Origin of the sequence: Streptomyces sp. NRRL S-37 (genome assembly GCF_000721605.1) — a bacterium.
Taxonomy (GTDB): domain Bacteria; phylum Actinomycetota; class Actinomycetes; order Streptomycetales; family Streptomycetaceae; genus Streptomyces.
This window is the reverse complement of record NZ_JOIZ01000020.1, coordinates 32,213-52,776: the sequence shown is the minus strand read 5'-3', so window position 1 is coordinate 52,776 and position 20,564 is coordinate 32,213. Positions and strand designations below refer to the sequence as shown.

At 70.1% G+C, this 20,564-nt stretch carries 14 protein-coding genes; 10 read left to right on the top strand and 4 right to left on the bottom strand.

Translation table 11 applies throughout. From position 1 onward, the window contains the following. Positions 1-21: 21 nt before the first annotated feature. Positions 22-222, bottom strand: a complete 201-nt coding sequence (locus tag IH50_RS0128065) for a DUF397 domain-containing protein (RefSeq protein WP_030868152.1) — start codon at positions 220-222, stop codon at positions 22-24. Beyond that, on the bottom strand, positions 219-1,091 hold the full coding sequence (locus tag IH50_RS0128060; RefSeq protein WP_030868151.1) for a helix-turn-helix domain-containing protein: 873 nt from the start codon (positions 1,089-1,091) through the stop codon (positions 219-221). Before IH50_RS0128060 ends, IH50_RS0128065 begins: the two co-directional genes overlap by 4 nt. A gap of 383 nt (positions 1,092-1,474) precedes the next feature. On the opposite strand from IH50_RS0128060, the gene IH50_RS0128055 reads away from it, so the two are divergent. The 6 genes from IH50_RS0128055 (at position 1,475) to IH50_RS0128030 (ending at position 6,461) form a co-directional block, all read left to right on the top strand. Further along, on the top strand, positions 1,475-1,939 hold the full coding sequence (locus IH50_RS0128055) for a hypothetical protein (RefSeq protein WP_030868148.1): 465 nt from the start codon (positions 1,475-1,477) through the stop codon (positions 1,937-1,939). Positions 1,940-1,947: 8 nt separating this feature from the next. Next, positions 1,948-3,462 (top strand): hypothetical protein, encoded by a 1,515-nt coding sequence (locus tag IH50_RS0128050; RefSeq protein WP_030868144.1) that lies wholly within the window; start codon positions 1,948-1,950, stop codon positions 3,460-3,462. Next, a complete protein-coding gene (locus IH50_RS0128045) occupies positions 3,459-4,145 on the top strand; it encodes a hypothetical protein (RefSeq protein WP_030868142.1) in 687 nt (228 codons plus the stop codon). The genes IH50_RS0128050 and IH50_RS0128045 overlap by 4 nt, the downstream gene beginning before the upstream one ends. 113 nt (positions 4,146-4,258) lie before the next feature. Next, the gene (locus IH50_RS0128040) at positions 4,259-4,741 is read left to right on the top strand and encodes an ATP-binding protein (RefSeq protein WP_030868140.1); all 483 of its coding nucleotides are present in this window, start codon (positions 4,259-4,261) and stop codon (positions 4,739-4,741) included. A 104-nt stretch (positions 4,742-4,845) separates the two neighbouring features. After that, positions 4,846-5,916, top strand: a complete 1,071-nt coding sequence (locus IH50_RS0128035; RefSeq protein WP_199822143.1) for a ParA family protein — start codon at positions 4,846-4,848, stop codon at positions 5,914-5,916. After that, a complete protein-coding gene (locus IH50_RS0128030; RefSeq protein WP_030868133.1) occupies positions 5,913-6,461 on the top strand; it encodes a hypothetical protein in 549 nt (182 codons plus the stop codon). Before IH50_RS0128035 ends, IH50_RS0128030 begins: the two co-directional genes overlap by 4 nt. Positions 6,462-6,485: 24 nt before the next feature. Here IH50_RS0128030 and IH50_RS0128025 read toward each other — a convergent pair whose 3' ends face one another. Beyond that, positions 6,486-7,148, bottom strand: coding sequence for a hypothetical protein (locus IH50_RS0128025; protein ID WP_030868130.1), 663 nt, complete (start codon positions 7,146-7,148; stop codon positions 6,486-6,488). Positions 7,149-7,269: 121 nt separating this feature from the next. Between IH50_RS0128025 and IH50_RS0128020 the strand changes: the two genes are divergently transcribed. Next, entirely contained in the window at positions 7,270-9,414 is a 2,145-nt protein-coding gene (locus tag IH50_RS0128020; protein WP_030868127.1) for a UvrD-helicase domain-containing protein, read from the top strand. Positions 9,415-9,440: 26 nt separating this feature from the next. Here the strand turns inward: IH50_RS0128020 and IH50_RS0128015 are convergent, their stop codons facing one another. Continuing rightward, complete coding sequence (locus IH50_RS0128015) at positions 9,441-9,620, bottom strand: hypothetical protein (RefSeq protein ID WP_030868124.1); 180 nt, start codon at positions 9,618-9,620, stop codon at positions 9,441-9,443. 750 nt (positions 9,621-10,370) lie between these two features. On the opposite strand from IH50_RS0128015, the gene IH50_RS0128010 reads away from it, so the two are divergent. The 3 genes from IH50_RS0128010 to IH50_RS0128000 all read left to right on the top strand — a co-directional run bounded on the left by IH50_RS0128010 (position 10,371) and on the right by IH50_RS0128000 (position 19,823). Then, complete coding sequence (locus IH50_RS0128010) at positions 10,371-13,397, top strand: hypothetical protein (protein WP_158801310.1); 3,027 nt, start codon at positions 10,371-10,373, stop codon at positions 13,395-13,397. 90 nt (positions 13,398-13,487) lie between these two features. Beyond that, complete coding sequence (locus IH50_RS0128005; RefSeq protein ID WP_030868118.1) at positions 13,488-18,182, top strand: DEAD/DEAH box helicase; 4,695 nt, start codon at positions 13,488-13,490, stop codon at positions 18,180-18,182. A 150-nt stretch (positions 18,183-18,332) separates the two neighbouring features. Beyond that, a complete protein-coding gene (locus tag IH50_RS0128000) occupies positions 18,333-19,823 on the top strand; it encodes a competence protein CoiA (protein ID WP_234328249.1) in 1,491 nt (496 codons plus the stop codon). Positions 19,824-20,564: the final 741 nt, after the last annotated feature.

Below are 20,564 nucleotides of genomic sequence, written 5' to 3'. Positions count from 1 at the left end.
GCGTGACCTCGGGTAGGCCGGTCAGGTCCGGTCCCGCCCGAGGTCCGCGACGAACCCGGCCCATGCGCTCCGCGCGAATGCGAGCTGAGGGCCACCGCGTTCCTTGGAGTCGCGTACGTGTATGGCGGTCGCGTCGGCGGCGACCTCGACGCACGCGCCGCCTTCGCCGCTGCTGTAGCTGCTCTTGAACCAGTTCAGCCGTGCGGGCTGTTCGGTGTTCATCGGTCTCCCAGCATCTTCTTGATCAGGGTCAGCGACTCTTCTGGCGTCAGTGCCTGTGCCCTGATGCTGCCGTAGCGTGCGGCAAGGATACGTACCTCGTCCGGATCTGTGATCAGTCGGCTGATGTGCTGGACCTCCAGGTATGCCACCTGCGGCTTTCCCTTCGGGGTGAGCATGATGAACGGTCCGCCCAGACTGGGGTGTTCCTTGCGCTCCATCGGCAGCACCTGGAGCTCCACGCTGCGTAGCCTGCCGAACCTCAGCAGGGCTTCCAACTGTTCACGATGAACGTCCCACCCGCCGAGCGGGCGACGCAAGACGGATTCCTCGATGGTGAAGGTCGTGAACGGCGGAGGCCAGCGGTTGAAGATCTGCTGGCGGTCCAGCCGTGCGGCCACGCGCTGTTCGACGGTTGCCTCGTCCAGGAAAGGCTGACGCGTCCGGAACACCACGTTCGCGTGAGCCTCCGTCTGCAGGAGTCCGGGAAGGGCGAGTGAGCTGTAGTCGTGCAGCTCCACCGCCTCCTGCTCCAAGCGCGCATAGTCCTTGAACCACTCCGGATGCCGCACCCTTCGCCGAGTCTTCGCCCGCTCCACATCCTCCGCCGCCGAGGCCAGCAGACCCCCGCACTCCAGCAACCGGTCCACCGCGACCAACAGCTCCGGCTGGGGCGTCCGCCGTGCCCGCTCGACCGAGGAGATCGTCTCCTCCCCGTACCCGAGCCGGTCGCCCAGCTCCTTCTGACTCAGTCCGGCCCGCTCCCGGGCCACCTTGATCTGCCGGCCGAGCGCCCGAAACAGGTCCGCGACCTCGTCCGTGCCGTCCGCCTCGCCGCTCGTGGGAACCCCCGCACCCGGCTGTGCTGCCATGCCGTACCACCACCCTGTTTCCTTGTACCGAGGACGAACCGGCGACGGCACGGCCACGTCACGCCCGTACGCCCGTACACCGCACCGTCCGCACCGGGACAGTCACCCTGCGTACCGTCGCGGTGCTCCTCACGGTAGGACGACTCCGTCACTCCTGGTGGGGTGAACCAGGGAACCGTCACCGCACCTGGTGAACCGACCGCTCTCACGGGTTGCCTCCGCACGTCATGCCGCCGGATGTCGGCTCACGGCGCGACAGGGCAGGTCAGAAGCGGGGTAAAGCCAATCACCGATCGGACGAAGGGAGTTGGTAAGTTTGTGCGGGCGGTGGTCGGCGGCTGCGGTGGAGCCCGCCGCGGTAGGACGGGAAACGGGGGAGCGAAGTGGTCTGGGAAGAGTGGGAGAGGTCCAAGGCCGCGGCGTCGGAGGGCCAGGCCGCCCGGATGCGGCTGAACCAGACCGGACCGGGAGGCGTCGGCGACCTGGACCTCGTGGTGCACCAGGACGATCTCGGGGCCGTCGGCCACGAGGCGTTCGTTCTCCACGGCGAGCTGAAGAAGAGGGCGGACATCGCCGGGGTGGGCGCGGACAAGAACGGATCCGGGTCCACCATGCGGGCGGCCGCCGAGCTCAAGGGGCACGATCTCGGGCTCGGTTCGGAACTGGAGTCGACCGTCGAGGTCTGGACCTCGCAGGTGAAGCACGTCCTGCAGGCCTGCGCTCACATCTCCAACCACCTCGATTACAGCAAGAAGCTGTATGCACGGGAGGACGCCAAGATAGCCGCCGAGGTCCGCAGCCGTACGGGGACGTTGCCCGTCTCGGTGCTGAACGACTACTTCAAGTAGGAGGTGCCATGGGTGGTTTCTCGTACTCGGACCTCATGGCCCTGGACCTCGCCAAGCTGGGCACGGCCGCTTCCGACTGGGCGACGATGGCCGGCGAACTGGCCGAGCTCGCGACCGACGTGCGGGACGGCCTGACGAAGAAGTCGGACGGAGCCCGCTGGAAGGGCGTCAACGCCGGCGTGACCAAGGAGTTCGTGCGCAAGACGGCCAAGGAGTTCGCGGATCTCCATGCGGAGGCCGAGAGCATAGCCAACGTCCTGACCGACGCACACGGCGAGCTGACGTATTGCCAGAGGCGGGCGCGGGTCCTCACGGACGATGCGCGTAAGGGGGACCCGGGCCGGACTCCGCCGGATCCGGGGCTCCTCGTCCTCGACGGCCCGGACGGGACGGTCCGCGTCACGGAGGCGATGTGCACCCCTGAAGGCCCCGACCAGCGAGCCAAGGACCGCATGCAGTGGTATGCGGACACCCTCACGGGGATCGTCCGGCACGCCGCCGAGGTCGACGCGGCGGCCGTACGCGCGCTGCGCAAGAGTCACGGCGGCGACCCGCACAACGCGGGCCACGCCACGTACACGTCCCTGGACGAGGAGCAGTTGCCGCGCGCGAGGGAACTGGCCGGGCTCGGCGGGGACGCGAACCCGGAGCAGCGGGCCGAACTGCGGCGCCTGTGGGAGTCCCTGAGCCCCGAGGCACGGGCACGGCTCTGGCAGGCGCAGAAGGACGACCTGATGGCGGCAGGCATCCTGAGCCCCACCATGCCGCAGATCGCGGCGGACGCCGGCTCGGGGAAGCACGGGTCCGAGTCGCCGGGCTTCGACGAGTGGGCCACCAAGCAGAAGATGGAACTGCTGACGGAGGGGGCCGACTGGCAGGGTATGACGGACGCGTCCCGCCACATGGCCCACTACCTGGGAAACAGCGGCAGTCCCATGAACCTGCCTGTGGACAAGATGTTGGCGGACGTCCCCTCCTACAAGGCGTACGTCGACGAGGCGGTCAGGCTGAGCCAGGACGACTGGCGCAGGCAGGCGCTCGACGAGTTCAGGAAGAACGGCGGGAAGCCGGTCGCCTTCCCGGTCGAGGTGAAGCATCCCGAGAGCTTCTACTTCGGGAAGGAGGTCGACACCAACTGGTTCTACGCGGTGGGCGGAGCCAACACCAACGTCACCGGTGTGGTGACCGCGGTCCCGGACGCGAACGGCAACCCCAGAATCGGCGTCGACTACCAGGTGAACGTCTGGGACCGGTACAACTGGGACGAGGGCAAGGGCGTCGACATCGGTCCGCTGGAGATCCCCGATGGGCAGATGGCCAAGCTGCACCGGGTAGGTTTCGCCCAGGAATTCGACATGGCGGGCAGCAGCAGCGTCCACCACTACGACCTCGGCTCCTCGAAGCCGAACGACGACCCGCTGCCGGGTCCCGACGACAGCAGGGACGGACGCTTGAACCCCGGCCGAGAACAACAGCAGGACCGTGCGACCGGCATGCCGGTGGGGAGGGCGGACGGGCGGTGAACGAAGTGAATCCTTTCCGGACACCCGAGGAAGACGCGAGCGGCGCCGAAGGCGGCGGTGGTCGCCGCCCGTGGCTCGTCGCCGGCGTGGCCGCGGGTGTGCTGGTCCTGTCGGGCGCCGTGGTCGCGGCGGGCCGGCTCCTCGACGGACCGGACGACGCCGGACCCGGTGACCGCCTGGGCAAGGAGGCAGCGGACGTGCGGTGGGCCGAGGGGATCACACCGGAGTGGATGAGCGAGCAGCTGCACCTCGGCATTCCGGCCACGGCCCGGTCTCCGCAGGCCGCCTACAAGGTCACTTCCCGCTTCGACACGGGCATCCTCACCTTCACCCTGACCAGGGCGGAGGCGGAGGCCTATCTGAAGCAGTACCCGCCGGAGAAGAAGTGGCTGGAACCGGCCTCCGCGCAGACCGACGCCGCACCCCACTACTTCGCGCACTTCGGACTTCCGGAACCCGAGACGCTCAAGGACGGCATGCGCTACGGCTACGTCTGTCCCGGCTCTCCCAAGGTCACGGAGGAGCAGGACATCTCCGAGAAGTATGGCTTGTCCGACAAGCAATGCGTCAGCGTGTATGTGCACGAGTACACGTCACAGCGCACACGCATCTACATCCGTGACCACTTCGAACCCGGCGTCAGCCCTCTCCCCGCGCCGCCCTCGTCGACGTCGAAGGGATGAGGGCGAACCGGCCGCATCGCACCCGTACACCACACCGTGGGTACCGGGACAGTCACCCTGCGTACCGTCCGCAGTGCTTTCCACGGTAGGACGACTCGGTCACCCTCGGTGAGGTGAACCAGGAAACCGTCACCGCACCCGGTGAACCGATCGTCGTCACAGGGCACTTCCGCATCCTGTTCCCCACCACGGCGCACGGCGCGCACACCGCACGCCGTGCCGCCGAGCGCTGGCTCGCCGCACAGCAGGAGCGGTCTGGACCCCGCACCGACGACGACAGCGAGGCCACGGCGTCCCTCCTCATCGCGGAACTGACCGCGAACGCCGCCCGGCACGGCCGGGTGCGAGGCAGGAACGCGCGCCTCGCCCTCACCCTGACGTCCGCCGCCCTCCGGATCGAGGTCACCGATGCGCGGGGCGACCGCCTGCCTGTACCCGCGGCCCCGGACGCCGACGCGGGTGAGGAGTCCGGCCGGGGCCTGCTCCTTGTCGCGACTCTCGCGGATGCGTGGGGCTGCGAGCCCCATCACCCGGGTGGCAAGACGGTTTGGGCGGAGTGCACCCGGCACGAACCCGCGCTCAAGGGGGGCGCGTGAACTTAACCGCGCTCCCATACAGGGGACTTGGGGATTGACGGTAATTGTGAACGGCCTTCACGCTGGACGGGTCAAACGTGAAGGCCGCTCACGGGGGAGGCGTCATGGAAGGCACGCCCGAGGCGGAGGACCAACTCGTCGGACTGTTCGAAGTGGCGGAGATGGCGGGGGTCGGCCGGACGGTCGTAGCGAATTGGCGCGCCCGTGACAAACACTTCCCCGATCCCGTCGCGGACCTGCGAAGCGGTCCGGTTTTCCGGGCGAGTCGGATTCAGCGCTACCTCAGACAAAGGAAGAAACTCATGGCTCCCAAAGCTCACGTCATCTCGACCATCAATCTGAAGGGAGGTGTCGGGAAGACCACGACCACGGCGGGTCTCGCGGAGTTCCTCTCCGCGGAGTTCGGCAAGCGGGTCCTGGTCGTCGACCTCGACCCGCAGACCAACCTGACCACGGTCCTGATTGGGGAGAAGAGGTGGGAGGAACTCAACGACGAGGGGCACACCCTGGCGACCCTGTTCACGGATGCCCTCCGGCCCGAAGGCGAACCGGCTGAGTTCTCCCTGGAGAAGACGCTCCAGCGCAACGTCTCGTCGGTGGACGCGGTGACGCAGGTGGACCTTCTGCCTTCGTCCCTGGACCTCATCGACGTCCAGGACCGCCTGGCGTCCATGCCGAGCGGCCGCTTCTACTCCAATAACCCCACTGATCTCCTGCGCAAGGCCATCCGCAAAATCATTGATGATTACGACTACGTGCTCGTCGACTGTCCTCCCAACCTCGGCATCGTGACGCTGAACGGTCTGCGCATCTCCGAGGGCTACATCATCCCGACCATTCCCGACGTGCTGTCCACCTACGGAATTCCGCAGATCCAGCGGCGGGTGCGGGCCTTCGCGGACAGTCTGGGGGAGAGTATCAACGAGATCGGCATCGTCATCACGAAGTACAAGGCGAACTCGACGGTCCACTGGAACACTGTCAGGGAACTTCAGAAGGACAAGAAGCTCCCTGTCGTGCTGTCGACCTTCATCCCTGAGAAGAACGACATCGCCGGTTCGGCGGAGTTCGTCGGTCGCGGTACCCTGCGGCAGAAGTATGGGTACCAGGGCGGATTCGACGCTTTCCGTGCCATGACGCAGGAGTTCATCGAGCTGGTCGAGGAGAAGGCGTGACCGAGCAGAGCGAAACTCGGCCCGACGACAACAGCCCTCTGTACGCCCAGGCGAGGGAGGCCGAAGAAGCCCTGATCAAGCTCGGTGCGTCCGATCCGGAGCTCGCGGCGACCCTTGCGCGCGTCCTCGGTGTGGTGGCGTCCGAAGCCGCACGCACGCCACGTTTCGCCCGGGCGCTGGGCAAGGCCCTCGCCCCTCCCGAGCCGCAGACCACACCCCGCCCGGTCGAACGCCCCAGGCGGAGCCGGCGAGCTCCGGGAGTGATCGAGCCGTTCACGGTGTTCGCCGAGTCCGGCGAGGCGGGGCTCCGTTCGCGCCTGGGCGAACTCGACCTCGAACAACTGCGGGACATCATCTCGGAACACGGAATGGACCACGACCGGCTGGCGATGAAGTGGAAGGACCCCCAACGCGTCATCGAACGCATCGTGGATCGCGTCGAATCGCGGACCGCGAAGGGAGCCGCCTTCCGCGGGCGGCCGGAGCAGCCCACGGCGCCGCAAGGCGAGGCCGGCGATCCGAAGGCCGAGGATCCGCCTGCGTGAAGTGAAGGAGCGCGAAGTCTTCCTTCAGGCCTCGTCAAGGCACGCACACCACAAGGCGTAGGCGCGGTCCATCTCGTCCAGCGCCGCCCGGGTGAACCGGGGGTCGGTGAAGGAGCGGTCGACGACCATCTCCGCGAGGGAGGCGAGGTGGGCGGCGACACGCTCCACGCGCTCCCGGCGGACCCGGTCCTGAACCCGCTCGAGCCGCTCCTGGCGCTCCCACAGGTCGGCGAGACTGCTGCCGGGTTCCTCCTCGTCGTCGTAGACCGAGGGCACCCGGGGCAGGAGGTCGGAGGTGAGGGCAGGGACGGGATCGAGGGACTCGGGCTCGTCCCCGCCGTCGTTGCCGAGGATGCGGTTGGCGACCGCGCGCACCGCTTCGGACCGCTCGACGCGCGCCGCCTGGGCGCGCAGAGCGCTGAGCAGGACGGGAATCTCCGCCCGAGCCCGTCGGCCCAGACCGTCCTCCAGCGCCGCCTCGATCTGCTCACCGAGGTCGGAGACCTCGTCCAGGACGGTGTTCGCCCGCCCGACCTCCTCGAACGCGCGCTGAACCGTGCGGGCGGCCTCGAAAAGGAGACTGACGTCCTCGGGGCTCGGCACGAAGCCGGGCCGGAGCCGAGCCATCACTTCGTCCAGCGGATCACCGGGCGGACCGAAGGAATCGGCCGACAACTCCAGAGCCATGCTCCACTCCCGTACTCAGGGTGCCCACGTGAGGGGCGGCATCATGCGCGACGATCATCATCTCTTTCGTAAACTCAGTCAACAGCAGTACCGTAGGCCGACGCCGACGAGGGTGGGGAGCATGCCGCAGATCGCGATCACCAACACGTTCTGGGAGGGCGTCGACCGGCTGGACCGGCCGGCCCGCGCCCGCGTCCACAAGGCGATGGCCAAGTTCCAGCAGCTGACGGTCGCGCAGCTGCACGCGGACAAGGGGCTGCACCTGGAGTCGGTGGTCAGCTCCCGCGATCCCCGGATGCGCACGATACGCGTCGACGACGGACTGCGGATCGTGCTGCTCGCGCCCGACGACGGCAGCGACCTCTTCGTCTTCGTGCACGTCGTCAGCCATGACAAGGCCTACTCCTGGGCCAAGCGGCGGCTCTACACGGTCAACAGCGTCACCCGCTGCCTGGAGGTGCGCGACCTGACCGCGATGGAGCAGATCACCCCGCTCTTCGCGCAGGAGGCCGCCGCCGCTCCCCAGCTTCTGTTCGCCCCCTGGTCGGACACCGTGCTGCGGCACCTCGGCATCGACGACGTCACGTTGCGCGCCGCCCGCACCGTCACCAGCAAGGCGCAGTTGGAGGCGTTCGGCTCGCTGATGCCGGAGGACCAGTTCGAGGCGCTGTGGCTGCTCGCCGACGGCCTCGACCCGAACGACATCTACCGCGAACTGGTCGCCGTGCGGCAGAAGGAGCCCGAGGCCGCGGACGACAGAACCGGGGACGACCTGGCCGCCGCCGTCACCCGCACCAGGAGCCGGATCGCGCTCGTCACCGGCGCCGACGAACTCGCCGACATCCTGGCCAAGCCCTTCGCGGCCTGGCGGATCTTCCTCCACCCCACCCAGCGGCGCATCGCCTACCGGCCCGCCTACGCCGGCCCGGCCCAGATCACCGGCGGACCGGGCACCGGCAAGACGGTCGTCGCCCTGCACCGCGTCAAGCACCTGCTGGACCGGGCCCCGGACACGCGGATCCTCCTCACCACCTACACCAACGCCCTGGCCCGCTCCCTGTACAGCAGCCTCGCGCTGCTGCTCGACCACGACGAGGAACTGCTCGCCCGCGTCGACGTCACCACCGTGGACGCCGTCGCCCACCGCACCGTACGGCAGCTGCGGGGCAACCCCGGTGGCGCGCTCGGCGACAAGGACGAGCGGATCCGCTGGCAGCGCCTCCTCCGCCGTCTCGACCTGCCCTGGAACGAGGCGTTCCTGTCGCAGGAGTACCGGCACGTGATCCTCGCCCAGGACCTGCGCGGCGAGGAGGAGTACCTCGCGTGCGAGCGGCGTGGACGCGGCAGCGCGCTCGGGCGGGCCCAGCGGCGACGGATCTGGCGGGCCGTCACCCTCTTCGAGGAGGAGCTGGCGCGCACCCGGTCGCACACCTGGCTCCAGGTCTGCGCCGAGGCGGCCCGGCTGTTGCGGGACAAACCCGGTGCGGGCCCGTCGTACGACCACGTCGTCGTCGACGAGGCGCAGGACCTGCACCCGGCGCAGTGGCGGCTGCTGCGCGCGCTGGTCCCGGAAGGCCCCGACGACCTGTTCGTCACCGGCGACCCCCACCAGCGGATCTACGACGCCCGGGTCTCCCTGCGCTCCCTCGGCATCGCCGTCGCGGGCCGCAGTGGACGACTGCGCGTCAACTACCGATCCACCGAGGAGATCCTGCGCTGGTCCCGCTCCCTCCTCGACAGCGAACCCGTCGCCGACCTGACCGGTGACGGCCACGACACCCTCACCGGCTACCGCTCCCTGCTGCACGGCGCCCACCCGGTGTGCGAGGGGCACGGGTCGGAGAACGAGGAGGCCGACGCCGTCGTCCGGCAGGTGCGCGGCTGGACGGAGGCCGGAGTCGCCCCGTCGGACATCGCCGTCTGCGCCCGCTTCAACACCCTGACGGGCAGGCTCGCCGACCGGCTCACCGCGGCCGGCGTCCCCGTGGTCCGGGTGCGCGACGGCGAACCGGACAGCGCGGTCGGGGTGCGGGTGTCGACGCTGCACAGCATGAAGGGACTGGAATACCGGTGTGTCGCCGTCGCCGGGGCCACCGCGAGCGCCTTCCCGTTCCCTCCGGCCGTCACCCCCGCCGACGTGGACGGCCTCCAGAACGCCACCGACCTGGCGGCCGAACGCTGTCTTCTCTTCGTCGCCTGCACCCGGGCCCGGGAGGCGCTGTACGTGTCGTACAGCGGGCGGCCCAGCGAGTTCCTGCCGGGGTGATGGTGCGACGCGGAGTTCGAGGCGACTCAGCGCGGGTTGCCGTGGTACGTGCCGATCTCGATCCGGTGACGCCGGGGCACGGCCGCGATCTCACGGCCTTCGTGCAGAACCCGGAACCACCTGTCCTCCAGCAGGACGGTGACGATCTTCCCGGAGAACTCCGCGAGGGTGCCGATCGTCTGTCCGTCCACCCTGATCTGACCCATGAAGTTGACTTTTCGGTGCGTATGAGGAGGGTCGGAACAGAGCGCGGACGGGCACGCCAGCATGTCGGCCGACGGTGGCGAAATCCTGGCGGGGGCAGCCGGGGGAAGGGACCGGGCCGTTATGGGCTTGGGCGTCGGAGGAGCGGCCGGTACGCGCTTCGGACGCAGTGTTCGTATCGTCAGCGCTGTCAGGTCCAGCCGACTGTCCGGGGTCAGCACGATACTGAAGCGGGGACCAGGTGCTTTCTGGGCCGGTACGGCGGGGAGCGGCCCGACACGGGTGGACGCCTCGCCCGGAGTCCGTGCGGGCGCCGAGCGGCCCGGTCGGGACGGCGCTGCCGGACCGCTGACCGGGATACCGAACAAGTCCCTTACAGAGACGGGAAGAGTGACTCCCTCCTGCGCGAGCCGGCCCAGTACCTCGGCGAGCGCGTCCTTGTCCGTGCCGACCAGCAGCCGCCGCAGGGCAACCAGCGTCAGGTTCCGCTCCGGACCCGCTGCGGTCAGAAGCCCGGCGTACAGCGCGGCTGACGCTCCGGCCTCGACGTCTGTCGTCATCGACGTGCCTCCATGTGCTGAACAGCGGTGTAACGAACCCTCTCGTATTGGACCACCCGCCACTGACAACGTGACAGCCGGAGCCGCATGCGGAGTCCGTGCGGCTTTGACGTGAAGGAATGGTAAAAAGGTAAACATCAGCCGGTCCGGACTGCAAGGAAGTACGGTCCGGTCGGGGAGGGAAACATGTTGGTGGATCCCACGCAGCTGCTGGACGACTGCGAACGGGCGTGGCGCGAGGCGGGGGAGCCGTCGGCCGTCGACAGGACGGACTCCGTCGTCCGGCGGACCGCGCTCGTCATGGAAGCACTCGTGGCTTACGTGCTGTTCGCGAAGCGGTCCGGTCTGCCGTGGGACACCGTGTTCACGCGCTGGCCCGCCTGCACGGTGCATGCCGTGGCGCTCAGCACGCAGAGGGAGAGTCCCGGCCTCGCGGACCTGCTGTCCGAGGCGCGGGCGCGTGTCGTCACGGCTCGTCCCGAACTCGGCCGCCGTCGTGCCGCCTCGAAAGCAGCGACGGACGATGAAGTCTGGCTCACAGCCGCACAGGAGGCGGCCCGCTCGCTGGGCTGGACCTGGCGTCCGCCGACCATCGCGGACCTGCCGGACGCCCCCTCGCTCGTCCCCGCGCCCCAGGTGGTCACGGCTCCTCCGGAGCTCCGTCTCGGGCCCGGCGCGGGCAGCGTCCTGCTGGCCCTGCCCGGCGGTCCGGACGCAGCCGGCTGGCAGCTGGCGGCCGACGGCGAGTCGTTCGCCGCGTCGCCGCCGCACTGGGTCCTGCCCGGCCCCGTCCGCCGCGTCGAGGCCACCGACCCGGCCGGCACCGTCCACGCGTCGGCCGTCGTCGACCCGGACACCGTCCTGCTGGCCTTCGCCGCCGACGGTCATCGCCTTCCCCTCGACGAGCCGCTGCCCGCCGCCGAGGTCCACCTGCTGCACGTGGGCACCCTGGAGACGGAGGGCGGGCCGGCCGCGGTCGTCGAACTGCCCACCCCGTACGGCTGGAGCGGGTGGACCCTGAGCCAGGTGTCCCTGGCCGACGTGACCCGGCTCCGTACCTCCGGAGCCGCGCCGGGCAGGTGGCTGGAGGTGGCGGTCGGGCGGTCGTTCGGCTGGGAAGGGGGTGTGACGCTGCCCTGGCTCGCCGGTGAGGACGGAGCACCGGTGTGGAACCGGCGGCCCGCGCTCCGGCTCCGGCGCCGGCCGGGGGAGCCGGAGGCACAGCACTGGCAGGTGGAGGTGCGCCGCCCCGGCCACGAGACGGTCCTGGCCTGCCGCACCGGCGCGCCCGGCGCTCTTCTCGACCCCTGGGAGCATGTTCCCGGCCCACTGCTCGGCCCGTACGAGATCCTCGTCCACCGCCCTGGGCGGCGGGGCCGGCGCCGCCTCAGCGCTTTCCTGGCCGAAGGCGTCGAAGCCACGCCTTCGGCCGAGTGGCGCCTGCTCGCTCCGCAGGGCGGACTGGTGCCGACGCGACTGGACCTCCGTAGCGGTGGACCGGTCACCGTCTCCCGGAGCGCGGTCGAGTTCGCCCCGTACGAGACCACCAGGGACCTCGTCCTGCGCGACGGTACGCGCGGGTTCCGGGTCCAGGCGCTCGTCCCGTACTCCGAGGTCCGCCTGGAACTCGACGGCAGTCCTCTTCCCTGGTCGATCCGGCCGCTCGACATCGACGCGGCCGACCTGGCGCGGGACAGCGCCCTGACCGTGCGCCTGCCCGAGCAGGCGGTGGCCGTGACCCCCGAACTGGTGCTCGTCGTCGAGGGAACGACCCTGGTCAGCCTGCAGCCGGAACGGCGCGTCCGGACCCGCAAAGGCGACCTGCGTTACTCCCTGGCCGCCCTGACGGACACCGTCCGCGACTGCGCCAAGGCCGAACTGCGGCTGCTGGTCGCGGGGCAGGACGTGCACGTCGGCACCGTCCGCACCCAGCCCATCGCGGAGGGGGTCGTACCGGACGGCACCGGGCTGCTGCTGCGCGGGCTGCGCCACCCCGGCGAGCTGACCGCCCGGCTCTACCAGGTCCTCGCCCCGTGGCGGCAACCGCTGAGCGTGCCGGTCGACGGCAGCGGTCGCATCCCGCTGTCCGCCGCCTGGCGGTCGGCCGGCCCGCTCGTCGTGAGCCTGCACGCCGGGACCCACACGGCCGACGCCGCGCCTGCCTGGCCCAGCCTGCGTGACCGCGACACCCTGGTACTGCGCCGTTCCCCCTGGACATCCTCGGTCGTCGACGGCACTGCCGCGGCCCGGACCACGGAGTACCTGGGCGGGCGCGGAACGCTGCCGCGCGGCACCGACGCCGTTCCGTACCAGTGGATCGTGGCCGCCCGCGGCCGGGACCTGCAGGAGTGCGGCGCGAAGGAGACCGCACCGGCAGAGTGCGTGCAGGCACTGGGGGAGGCCGGGCCCGACGCCCTCCTGGGAGCGGCCGACAGTTCCCTGCGCTCCGGCGAACTGGCCGCCGCGCTGGTGGGCAGCGGCCTGGCCGCCTTGCGCATCCGGGAGGTGACGGATCCGGTCGCCGTACGCCCGGTCTGGAGGCGAGCGCCCCTGTGCGCGCTGCTGCTCACGGCGCCGCTGCTGCCGTACCTGTCCGGCGACCCGGCTTATCAGATCGACGAGTTGTATCCGGAGGAGAAGGAACTCCTCGACGAGGTGGGACAGTTCCTGGGAAGCGCCGGTACAGAAATCCTGTCCGGGCAGGACGACCCCAGCCGCACCGTCGGCCGGTTCGACGGCCACGCCCGAGCCCTGAACGAGCTTCCCGAGATCCAGCAGCAGGCCGTGTGGCGCACGGCGGGTGTCGTGCCGCGCGGACTCCTGGACACCGACACCCGGACCGCGGCCGCCTGGCAGGCGTTCCGCGACCGCCGCACCCTTCAGTACTACACCGTGCGCGAGGAGTGCGAGGAATGGCTGACGGCCGTCGGGAACTTCCTCGACGACGGACATCCCCTCCTGGCCACGGCGTTCCGCGACCGGGAGCCGGGTACGCTGCGCAGCCCCGGTGAAGCGTGGATGCGGGTGCCCCAGTTCTCACTGGGATGCGCCCTGATCGCCCGAATCGCCGCTGCGGGAAACCCTCGGGCCGTCAAACTGGAGCGAGGACTGCGGTCGCTGTGGGCGTCCGTGGCCGTCCACACGCCCGATCTCACCGCCGTCGACCTGGCCCTCGCGGAATGCCTGGTCACCGCGGAGACCGTGCAGACCACCGGCTGAACCCCGCCGGAGACAGCCATACCGGCCTTCAGTCCTCGGCCATCGTCCCCGTCACACCCGCCCCGCCCGCCGCAGACCCGGAGCCAGCCCGTGCACAGCCTCGACCCGCTCGCCACGTCCACGCTGATCAGCGACACCTACCGCCGCTACCTGCGCTCCCTGCTGCCGCTGCGCGAACCCCGCCTGGCCGAGGCCCTCGCCCAGGCCATCGACACCAGCCCGCTGCTCACCAAGGGCCCCCTGCTGGAGGCCACCCCCGCCTACGCGCCGGGCGCCACCCTGAACGAACTCATCGGCGAAGGCGTACTGGACCCGGCGTTCCGGCAGCTGACGGGTCCCGCCCTGCCCGCCGACCGCCCCCTGTACCGGCATCAGGAGCAGGCACTGCGCAAGGCCGCGGCCGGACGCAACCTGGTCGTCGCCACCGGCACGGGTTCCGGCAAGACCGAGAGCTTCCTGCTCCCCATCCTCAACGCGCTCGCCGCCGAACACGCCCGCGGCACCCTCGGCCCCGGCGTCCGCGCTCTCCTGCTGTACCCCATGAACGCGCTGGCCAACGACCAGATGAAACGCCTACGCCGACTGCTCGCCGCAACCCCCCACATCACCTTCGGCCGCTACACGGGTGACACCAAGGACGACCCGCGCCGCGCCGCCGACACCTTCGAGCAGCTCAACCCCGGCGAACCGCGCCTGCCCAACGAGCTGCTCAGCCGTCGCGAGATGCGCGCCACCCCGCCCCACCTCCTGCTCACCAACTACGCCATGCTGGAGTACCTGCTGCTCCGCCCCCAGGACATGGACCTCTTCGAGGGGGAGCACGCGGGAGGCTGGAAGTTCATCGTCGTCGACGAGGCCCACGTCTACGACGGAGCGCGCGGCGCCGAACTGGCCATGCTGCTGCGCCGGCTGAAGGACCGGGTGGGCCAGGGGCGCGACATCCAGGCCATCGCCACCAGCGCCACCGTCGGCGCGGAGGAGAACCCCGCCGCCGTCACCGCCTTCGCCCAGGCCCTCTTCGACGTCCCCTTCCACTGGGACGCGGACGACCCCGCCGCACAGGACCTCGTCACCGCGACACGGGTGGCCGCGCCCGGCGGTCCCCACTGGGGACCGCTGCCGACCACCGAGTACCTGCGCCTGGCCGCCACGGCCGACCCCGGCCCCGAGATCGTGTCGGCCGCACGCATGCACGGACTGCCCGCCGACACCACCCCGGCCGCCGCCCTCGCCGCCGAAGCCGGCACCGCCGCCCTGCGCCGGGCCCTCGCCGAAGGACCCCGGCCCGTGCGCGACATCGCGCAGGCCGTCTTCCCCGGCGATCCGGTGGGACCGGCCGCCGTCACCGCGCTCATCCAGCTCGCGAGTCAAGTGACGGACACCGACGGTGCCCCCGTTCTCTCCGCCCGCTACCACCTCTTCGCACGGGCCACCGAAGGCGCGTTCACCTGCCTCGACCCGAACGGCCCCCACCTCGACCTGGCCCGCCACGAGGTCTGTCCGCACTGCGCACGGCCCTCCTTCGAGCTGGGCGCCTGCCGCCGTTGTGGCGCCGTCCACCTGCACGGCACCCTCGACGGCCCCGGTGCGCGGTCCCGTCTCGCGCACCGCAAATCCCCGGACAAGCCACACACCTGGCTGCTCCTGGACGGGGACGACTCGGGCGCCGGCGTCGACGAGGACGACGAAACCCTCGGCGAGAGCGCCAAGGGCGGACTCAGCGAACGCAGGCTGTGCACCCGTTGCGCCGCCGTGCACCCCGCCGGAACGGCGGCCTGCACGGCGGACGACTGCCGGGGGACCGAACTGCGCCGCGTCCACCAGCTCGACACCCGAGAGGGAACCCCGGCCTCCTGCCTCTCCTGCGGTGCCCGCGGACACGGCATGATCCGGCTCTTCGAGACGGGCAACGAGGCCGCGGCCTCCGTCCTCGGCACCGCCCTCTACCAGGCGCTGCCCCCGGCGACCGACGGACCCGCCGCCGCGCTGCCGGGACGTGGCCGCAAGCTGCTGTTCTTCAGCGACAGCCGTCAGGCCGCCGCCTACTTCGCCCCTTACCTGGAGGAGTCCTACACCCGTATCCAGCACCGGCGCCTGATGACCCAGGCCGCGCTGAAAGGCTGTACCGACCCCGAGGAGCCGCTGCACATCGGCGACCTCGTCGCCCACACCATCCGCGCCGCCGACCGCGCCGGCGTCTTCCGCCGCAACGACTCGCGCCAGGCCAAGCAGCGCGAGGTCGCCCTGTGGGTGATGCAGGAAGTGCTCAGCGTCGACGACCGCCAGTCGCTCGAAGGACTCGGGCTGCTCCGGGTCGACCTCGACCGCGAGCCCTTCTGGCAGCCGCCCGCCGCGCTCACCTCCCTCGGCCTGACCGACGACGAGGCCTGGTGGCTGGTGCAGGAACTGCTGCGCACCGTGCGCAACCAGGGTGCGCTCACCATGCCCGAGGACGTCGACGCGGGCGACGAGGCGTTCGCCCCGCGCCGCGGACCCGTCTGGGTCCGCTCCAAGGGGTCCGACGCCAAACGCAAGGTGATCAGCTGGCTGCCCAGTGGCGCGGGTGTCTCCAACCGGCGCGTCGACTACCTGGAGCGGGTGCTCGACGCCCTCGGACACCAGGGCGACCGGCGCGGGGCCGCCCTGGAGATCCTGGGCCGGCTGTGGACCGACCTCACCACCGGACACCTCGTCGACTGGATGAAGGGGGAGAACCAGGCCGGCATCGGCGCGGTCCGCCGGCTCGACCACGCCTGGCTGCGTCTGCGGTCCGTCACCGAGGACAGCGAGCCGCTCCACGCCTGCGACCGCTGCCGCCGCGTCGTCGCCGTGTCCGTACGCGGGGTGTGTCCCACCCTGCGGTGCACCGGCCGTCTCGAGGAGTACAAGCCGACCACCGAGACGGACGGCCACCTTCGCCGCCTCTACCGCACCTTCGACCCCGTTCCGCTGCGCGCCCAGGAACACACGGCCCAGTGGACCGGCGAAAAAGCCGCCGAGATCCAGGGCGAGTTCGTCCGTGGGCAGGTCAACGCCCTTTCCTGTTCCACCACTTTCGAGCTCGGCGTCGACGTGGGCGAACTGCAGGCCGTCGTCCTGCGCAACATGCCGCCCTCCACCGCCAACTACGTGCAGCGGGCCGGACGCGCCGGCCGGCGCGCGGACTCCGCCGCGCTCGTCCTCACCTACGCCCAGCGACGTCCCCACGACCTCGCACGGTTCGCGGAACCCCACCGGATGATCGCTGGAGAGGTCCGGGCCCCGATCGTCCCCGTCGACAACGTCCGGATCGACCGCCGCCACGCCCACTCGATCGCCCTCGCCGCGTTCTTCCGCGCCATGAAGGAGGAACGGGGCCGCATCTGGCGCACGGCGGGCGAGTTCTTCCTGCCCGACGACACCACCGGCGAGACCGCGGCCCACATCGTGCGCGACTGGCTCACGCCCGTCCCGGAGAGCGTGGCGGCCTCGATCCGCCGGGTGCTTCCCGCAAGCGTCCAGGACGAGATCGACGTGGAGTCGGGCTCCTGGATCGGTGAACTGGACCGGCTGCTGCGGGCCGCGGGACAGATCCTCGACCAGGACGTCACCGCCTACAGCGAGCGGCGCGACCAGGCGGTGGCCGCCCGGAAGTACCGGCTGGCGGACATGTACGAGAAGGTCATCCGCAACCTGACGCACCGTGACCTGCTCGGTGTCCTGGCCAACCGCAACGTCCTGCCCAAGTACGGCTTCCCCGTGGACACCGTCGAACTGCGCATCCCGCAGGACAGCGGCGCCGTATCGGGACAGCTCGAACTCACCCGCGATCTCAGTGCCGCCGTCCACGAGTACGCGCCGGGAGCCGAGATCGTGGCGGGCGGTCGTCTGTGGGCGTCCGCAGGCGTCTACCGCCTGCCCGACCGCGAACTGGTCAGCCGTTACTACACCGTGTGCGACGCCTGTGGCCGTTATGGTGAGGCCACCGAGCCCGTCGATCCCACCTGCACCGCCTGCGGCACGCTGTCCACCTCCGCGCCGCGCCGTTACGTCGAGCCGGTCTACGGTTTCGTCGCCGCGCGCGGACCCCAGCGCAACCCGGGACAGACACCGCCACGCCGCTCCTGGCACGGTGACGTCCACATGTCCACCGACACCGCGGACGTCCACGAGGGAACCACTGTCTTCACCTCCGGACACACCACGGCCTGGTCGGCGGGTGCCCGGGGCGAGATGGTCGTCGTCTCGGAGGGGCCGGGCGGCGCCGGGTACGAGATCTGCGACTGGTGCGGCTGGGGCCGTCCGCACGCGCGAGCGGCGTCCCGGGGTGCGGCACACCCCCATCTGCTGAAGGACGCGCAGTGCACCGGACCGCTCCGGGTCGTCTCCCTCGCGCACCGGTACCAGACGGACTTCCTCCAGATCCACCTCGACTCGCTCACCGCCCTCAGCGCGACGCAGGAAACCCTCCGTTCCGGTCTCTACGCACTGCTGGAAGGTGCGGCCACCCACCTGGAGATCAGCAGGGACGACATCGACGGCACGGTCCACACCGGAACCGACGGCATGCCGTCGCTGCTGCTCTTCGACACCACGCCGGGCGGCGCGGGTAACACGATCCGTATCGGCGAGCATCTCGAAGCCGTCGTCGAAGCGGCGGTCGCCCGGATGGACGGCTGTGAGTGCGGACCCGAGAGCAGCTGCTACGCGTGCCTTCGGACCTTCCGCAATGAGCGCTTCCACGAACTGCTGAGCCGCCGCGAAGCCATGGTGCTCCTGGGTGCCTTGTCAGGAGCCGGTAGCTGACCGCACGGAGGCGAAAAGTGGGAGAGAGGACAGCTTGTGGAGTAAGTGTAGGAACCACATACTGGTGCTGGAAACGATCAGTGTGACGTCGTCCCCGGCAGGTGCGGGCGACCCCCGGGGGAAGCAGTGAGTGGTCCGGACAGCAGGCTCGTGCAGACCGCGGTGATCGGGAGCCCGAACTCGGGACGCGCGATCATCCTGCCGACGGACGCCGACGAACTGCTGCGGTGGCGCCGCGGTCACCGTGCCTCCACATACTGGTGCGGAACTCAGCTCGGCGGCTGCGGCAACGAGCTTTCCGACCGCCTGTACCGGGACAAGGTCTGCCACTTCGCGCACCGGCCCCACACCTCCTGCCACCGCACGGCCACGGGCGCCAACAGCGCCGATCACCTTTTCCTCAAGGACGACCTCGCCGCCTGGACCGGAAGAATCGGGATCAAAGGACGTGCCACCTCACGAAACCTCGGGTTGGGGCCCGGCGACGCCGTTGATTTCCGTACCGGAAACGGCGGGCAGCAGCACGTACGCTTCCAGTTCAGCAAGCTCTCTCATGCCGAGTGGACCAGCATGCGTGATCGGCTGACGCGTGAGGCGGCCACCCTCGACTGGGTCCTCGGGCCGAGCACCGTGCAACCGGAAACCGTGGAAGAACTGTGCGACGAGTACGGGTATCTGCTTCGTTTCCGCTTCGAGACGCACGGCGCGGCCCGGCACATCCGTCTCCGGGCGGAGGGCCCCCAGAACAACACCGAATGGGTGCCGCTCCGGGCCTGCGCCATGACTCCCGAGGGGCTGCGGGTGCCAGGAGTCAAGCTGCGACGCCGCACCTCTGGCTTGCGACCTCTCGATGTGGCAGGTATCGCGGCGGCGCCGAGGTCGCGAGGCGGCCAGGTCCGTGCGCTGAGGGAAGCGTTGATCAACGCCGCACGCTTCCGGATCCGGCCCACCTGGGAGGCGCTGTGCCGCACAGCCGGCGGCGACCTGCTGGGGGTCTCTCCGCAGGACCGGGCCGGTCTGCTCATCGCAGTGGAGCAAGCCGGCGGAGAGGGCGCACCACTGCTGTCGGCCCTTCTGAGAACCGGAGAGGGCGAACCACCGCCCTACATCAGAGAAGTCGTCGCCGCCGTTGCCGGCGGGACACCGGCCACGACACAGGTGCTGAAGCGCTGGTGCCAGCGGGAGGCCGACCGGGCGTTCGCTGTGTACGGAATGCCGTCCCGCACCGCTCCGGCGCGTCTGGCGCTCACCGCCGACGGACGGATCGTCGCGCCGAGAGCCAAGCCGCCGGTGCAGCGGACCATCGTCCATGTCGAGGCCCGCGCCTCGGTACTGGAGGTCACACCACTTCATGAGGCTCTGCGCGGTGCACGGGAGAGACGGAACGAAAGGCTCGTAGTGGGTCTTCTCGAGCAGGCGGAAGACTCGATAGTCACCCTGCCGAAATCCGAACACATCAATCTACTGCGGGAAATGAGGACGGCACGCGACTGGCTGAACAGCGAGGTGAAGAAGAGCAAACGGAAGCGCCGGACGCTGGTGAGTCCGCAGGAGAGGGCGAAGAGGAAGGGCGGCATCCTGAGGGACGCCCGTCCGTTGCCGGTCCTCGGGAAGAAGTCCAAGAAGAGGAAGTCGTCGTAATGAACCCACGCGCCGCCCGGCATCCCGCGGGAGACTGCGGTGCACCCGTCGAACCGCCAACGGAACGCGGCGACGTTCTCCACGGCCCACTGCTCCAAGCTTTTGGCCGGGGAGCCGGGTAGCCGCTGGTCCGTGTCATGCACCGTGAGCAGCTCATCGTTGACGTCCCCGCCCATCAAGTCGAGCACCGAGTGTGCGGTCTGCTCTTCCATGAAGAGGCTATCTTCTGGTGCGCCTCTTCCCGGCCGGTCCCCTCGACGGACACATCGTGTCCCAGGGCCGCCCCAATGGCTCGGGTCTGTTGCCGGGGCGTGATGCGTTCCGGTCCGGTCAGTGCGTACGTCCGCCCGCCTGTGGTGACCGGGCTCGGTCAGCGCGGCCCGGGCCACCGCCGTGATGTCGGCGGAAAGCCTGATGCCCGCATAGTGCACCTGGATCGACGCCGCCCACCACAGGGCGTTCGAGGGGGACTATGTCGAACACAGGATCGTCCAACTCGCCCCGCTGTCCTGGAGCAGCCGCTCGACGGTCAGGTTCTCGTCGGCGGCGGGCAGGTGCGGTTAGGTTCGCACCGTTATGGAGGACACGAGCACCACATGCTCCACACACGGCGGCGCCCAATACGTCCACCGGACCTTGCTCAACGCACGCTGCAACGGCCCGGATACGGTGCTGGGCCCGTACAACGCCCGTACCGACTCCCGTGCGATCCCGCGCAGCGAGGGCCGGTTCCCGCAGAAC

Excerpts from the sequence above, each read along its gene's own strand:
- IH50_RS0128065 (WP_030868152.1), bottom strand. The coding sequence starts at position 222 with ATGAACACCGAACAGCCCGCACGGCTGAACTGGTTCAAGAGCAGCTAC.
- IH50_RS0128060 (WP_030868151.1), bottom strand. The coding sequence starts at position 1,091 with ATGGCAGCACAGCCGGGTGCGGGGGTTCCCACGAGCGGCGAGGCGGAC.
- IH50_RS0128050 (WP_030868144.1), top strand. The coding sequence starts at position 1,948 with ATGGGTGGTTTCTCGTACTCGGACCTCATGGCCCTGGACCTCGCCAAG.
- IH50_RS0128035 (WP_199822143.1), top strand. The coding sequence starts at position 4,846 with ATGGAAGGCACGCCCGAGGCGGAGGACCAACTCGTCGGACTGTTCGAA.
- IH50_RS0128025 (WP_030868130.1), bottom strand. The coding sequence starts at position 7,148 with ATGGCTCTGGAGTTGTCGGCCGATTCCTTCGGTCCGCCCGGTGATCCG.
- IH50_RS0128020 (WP_030868127.1), top strand. The coding sequence starts at position 7,270 with ATGCCGCAGATCGCGATCACCAACACGTTCTGGGAGGGCGTCGACCGG.
- IH50_RS0128015 (WP_030868124.1), bottom strand. The coding sequence starts at position 9,620 with ATGGGTCAGATCAGGGTGGACGGACAGACGATCGGCACCCTCGCGGAG.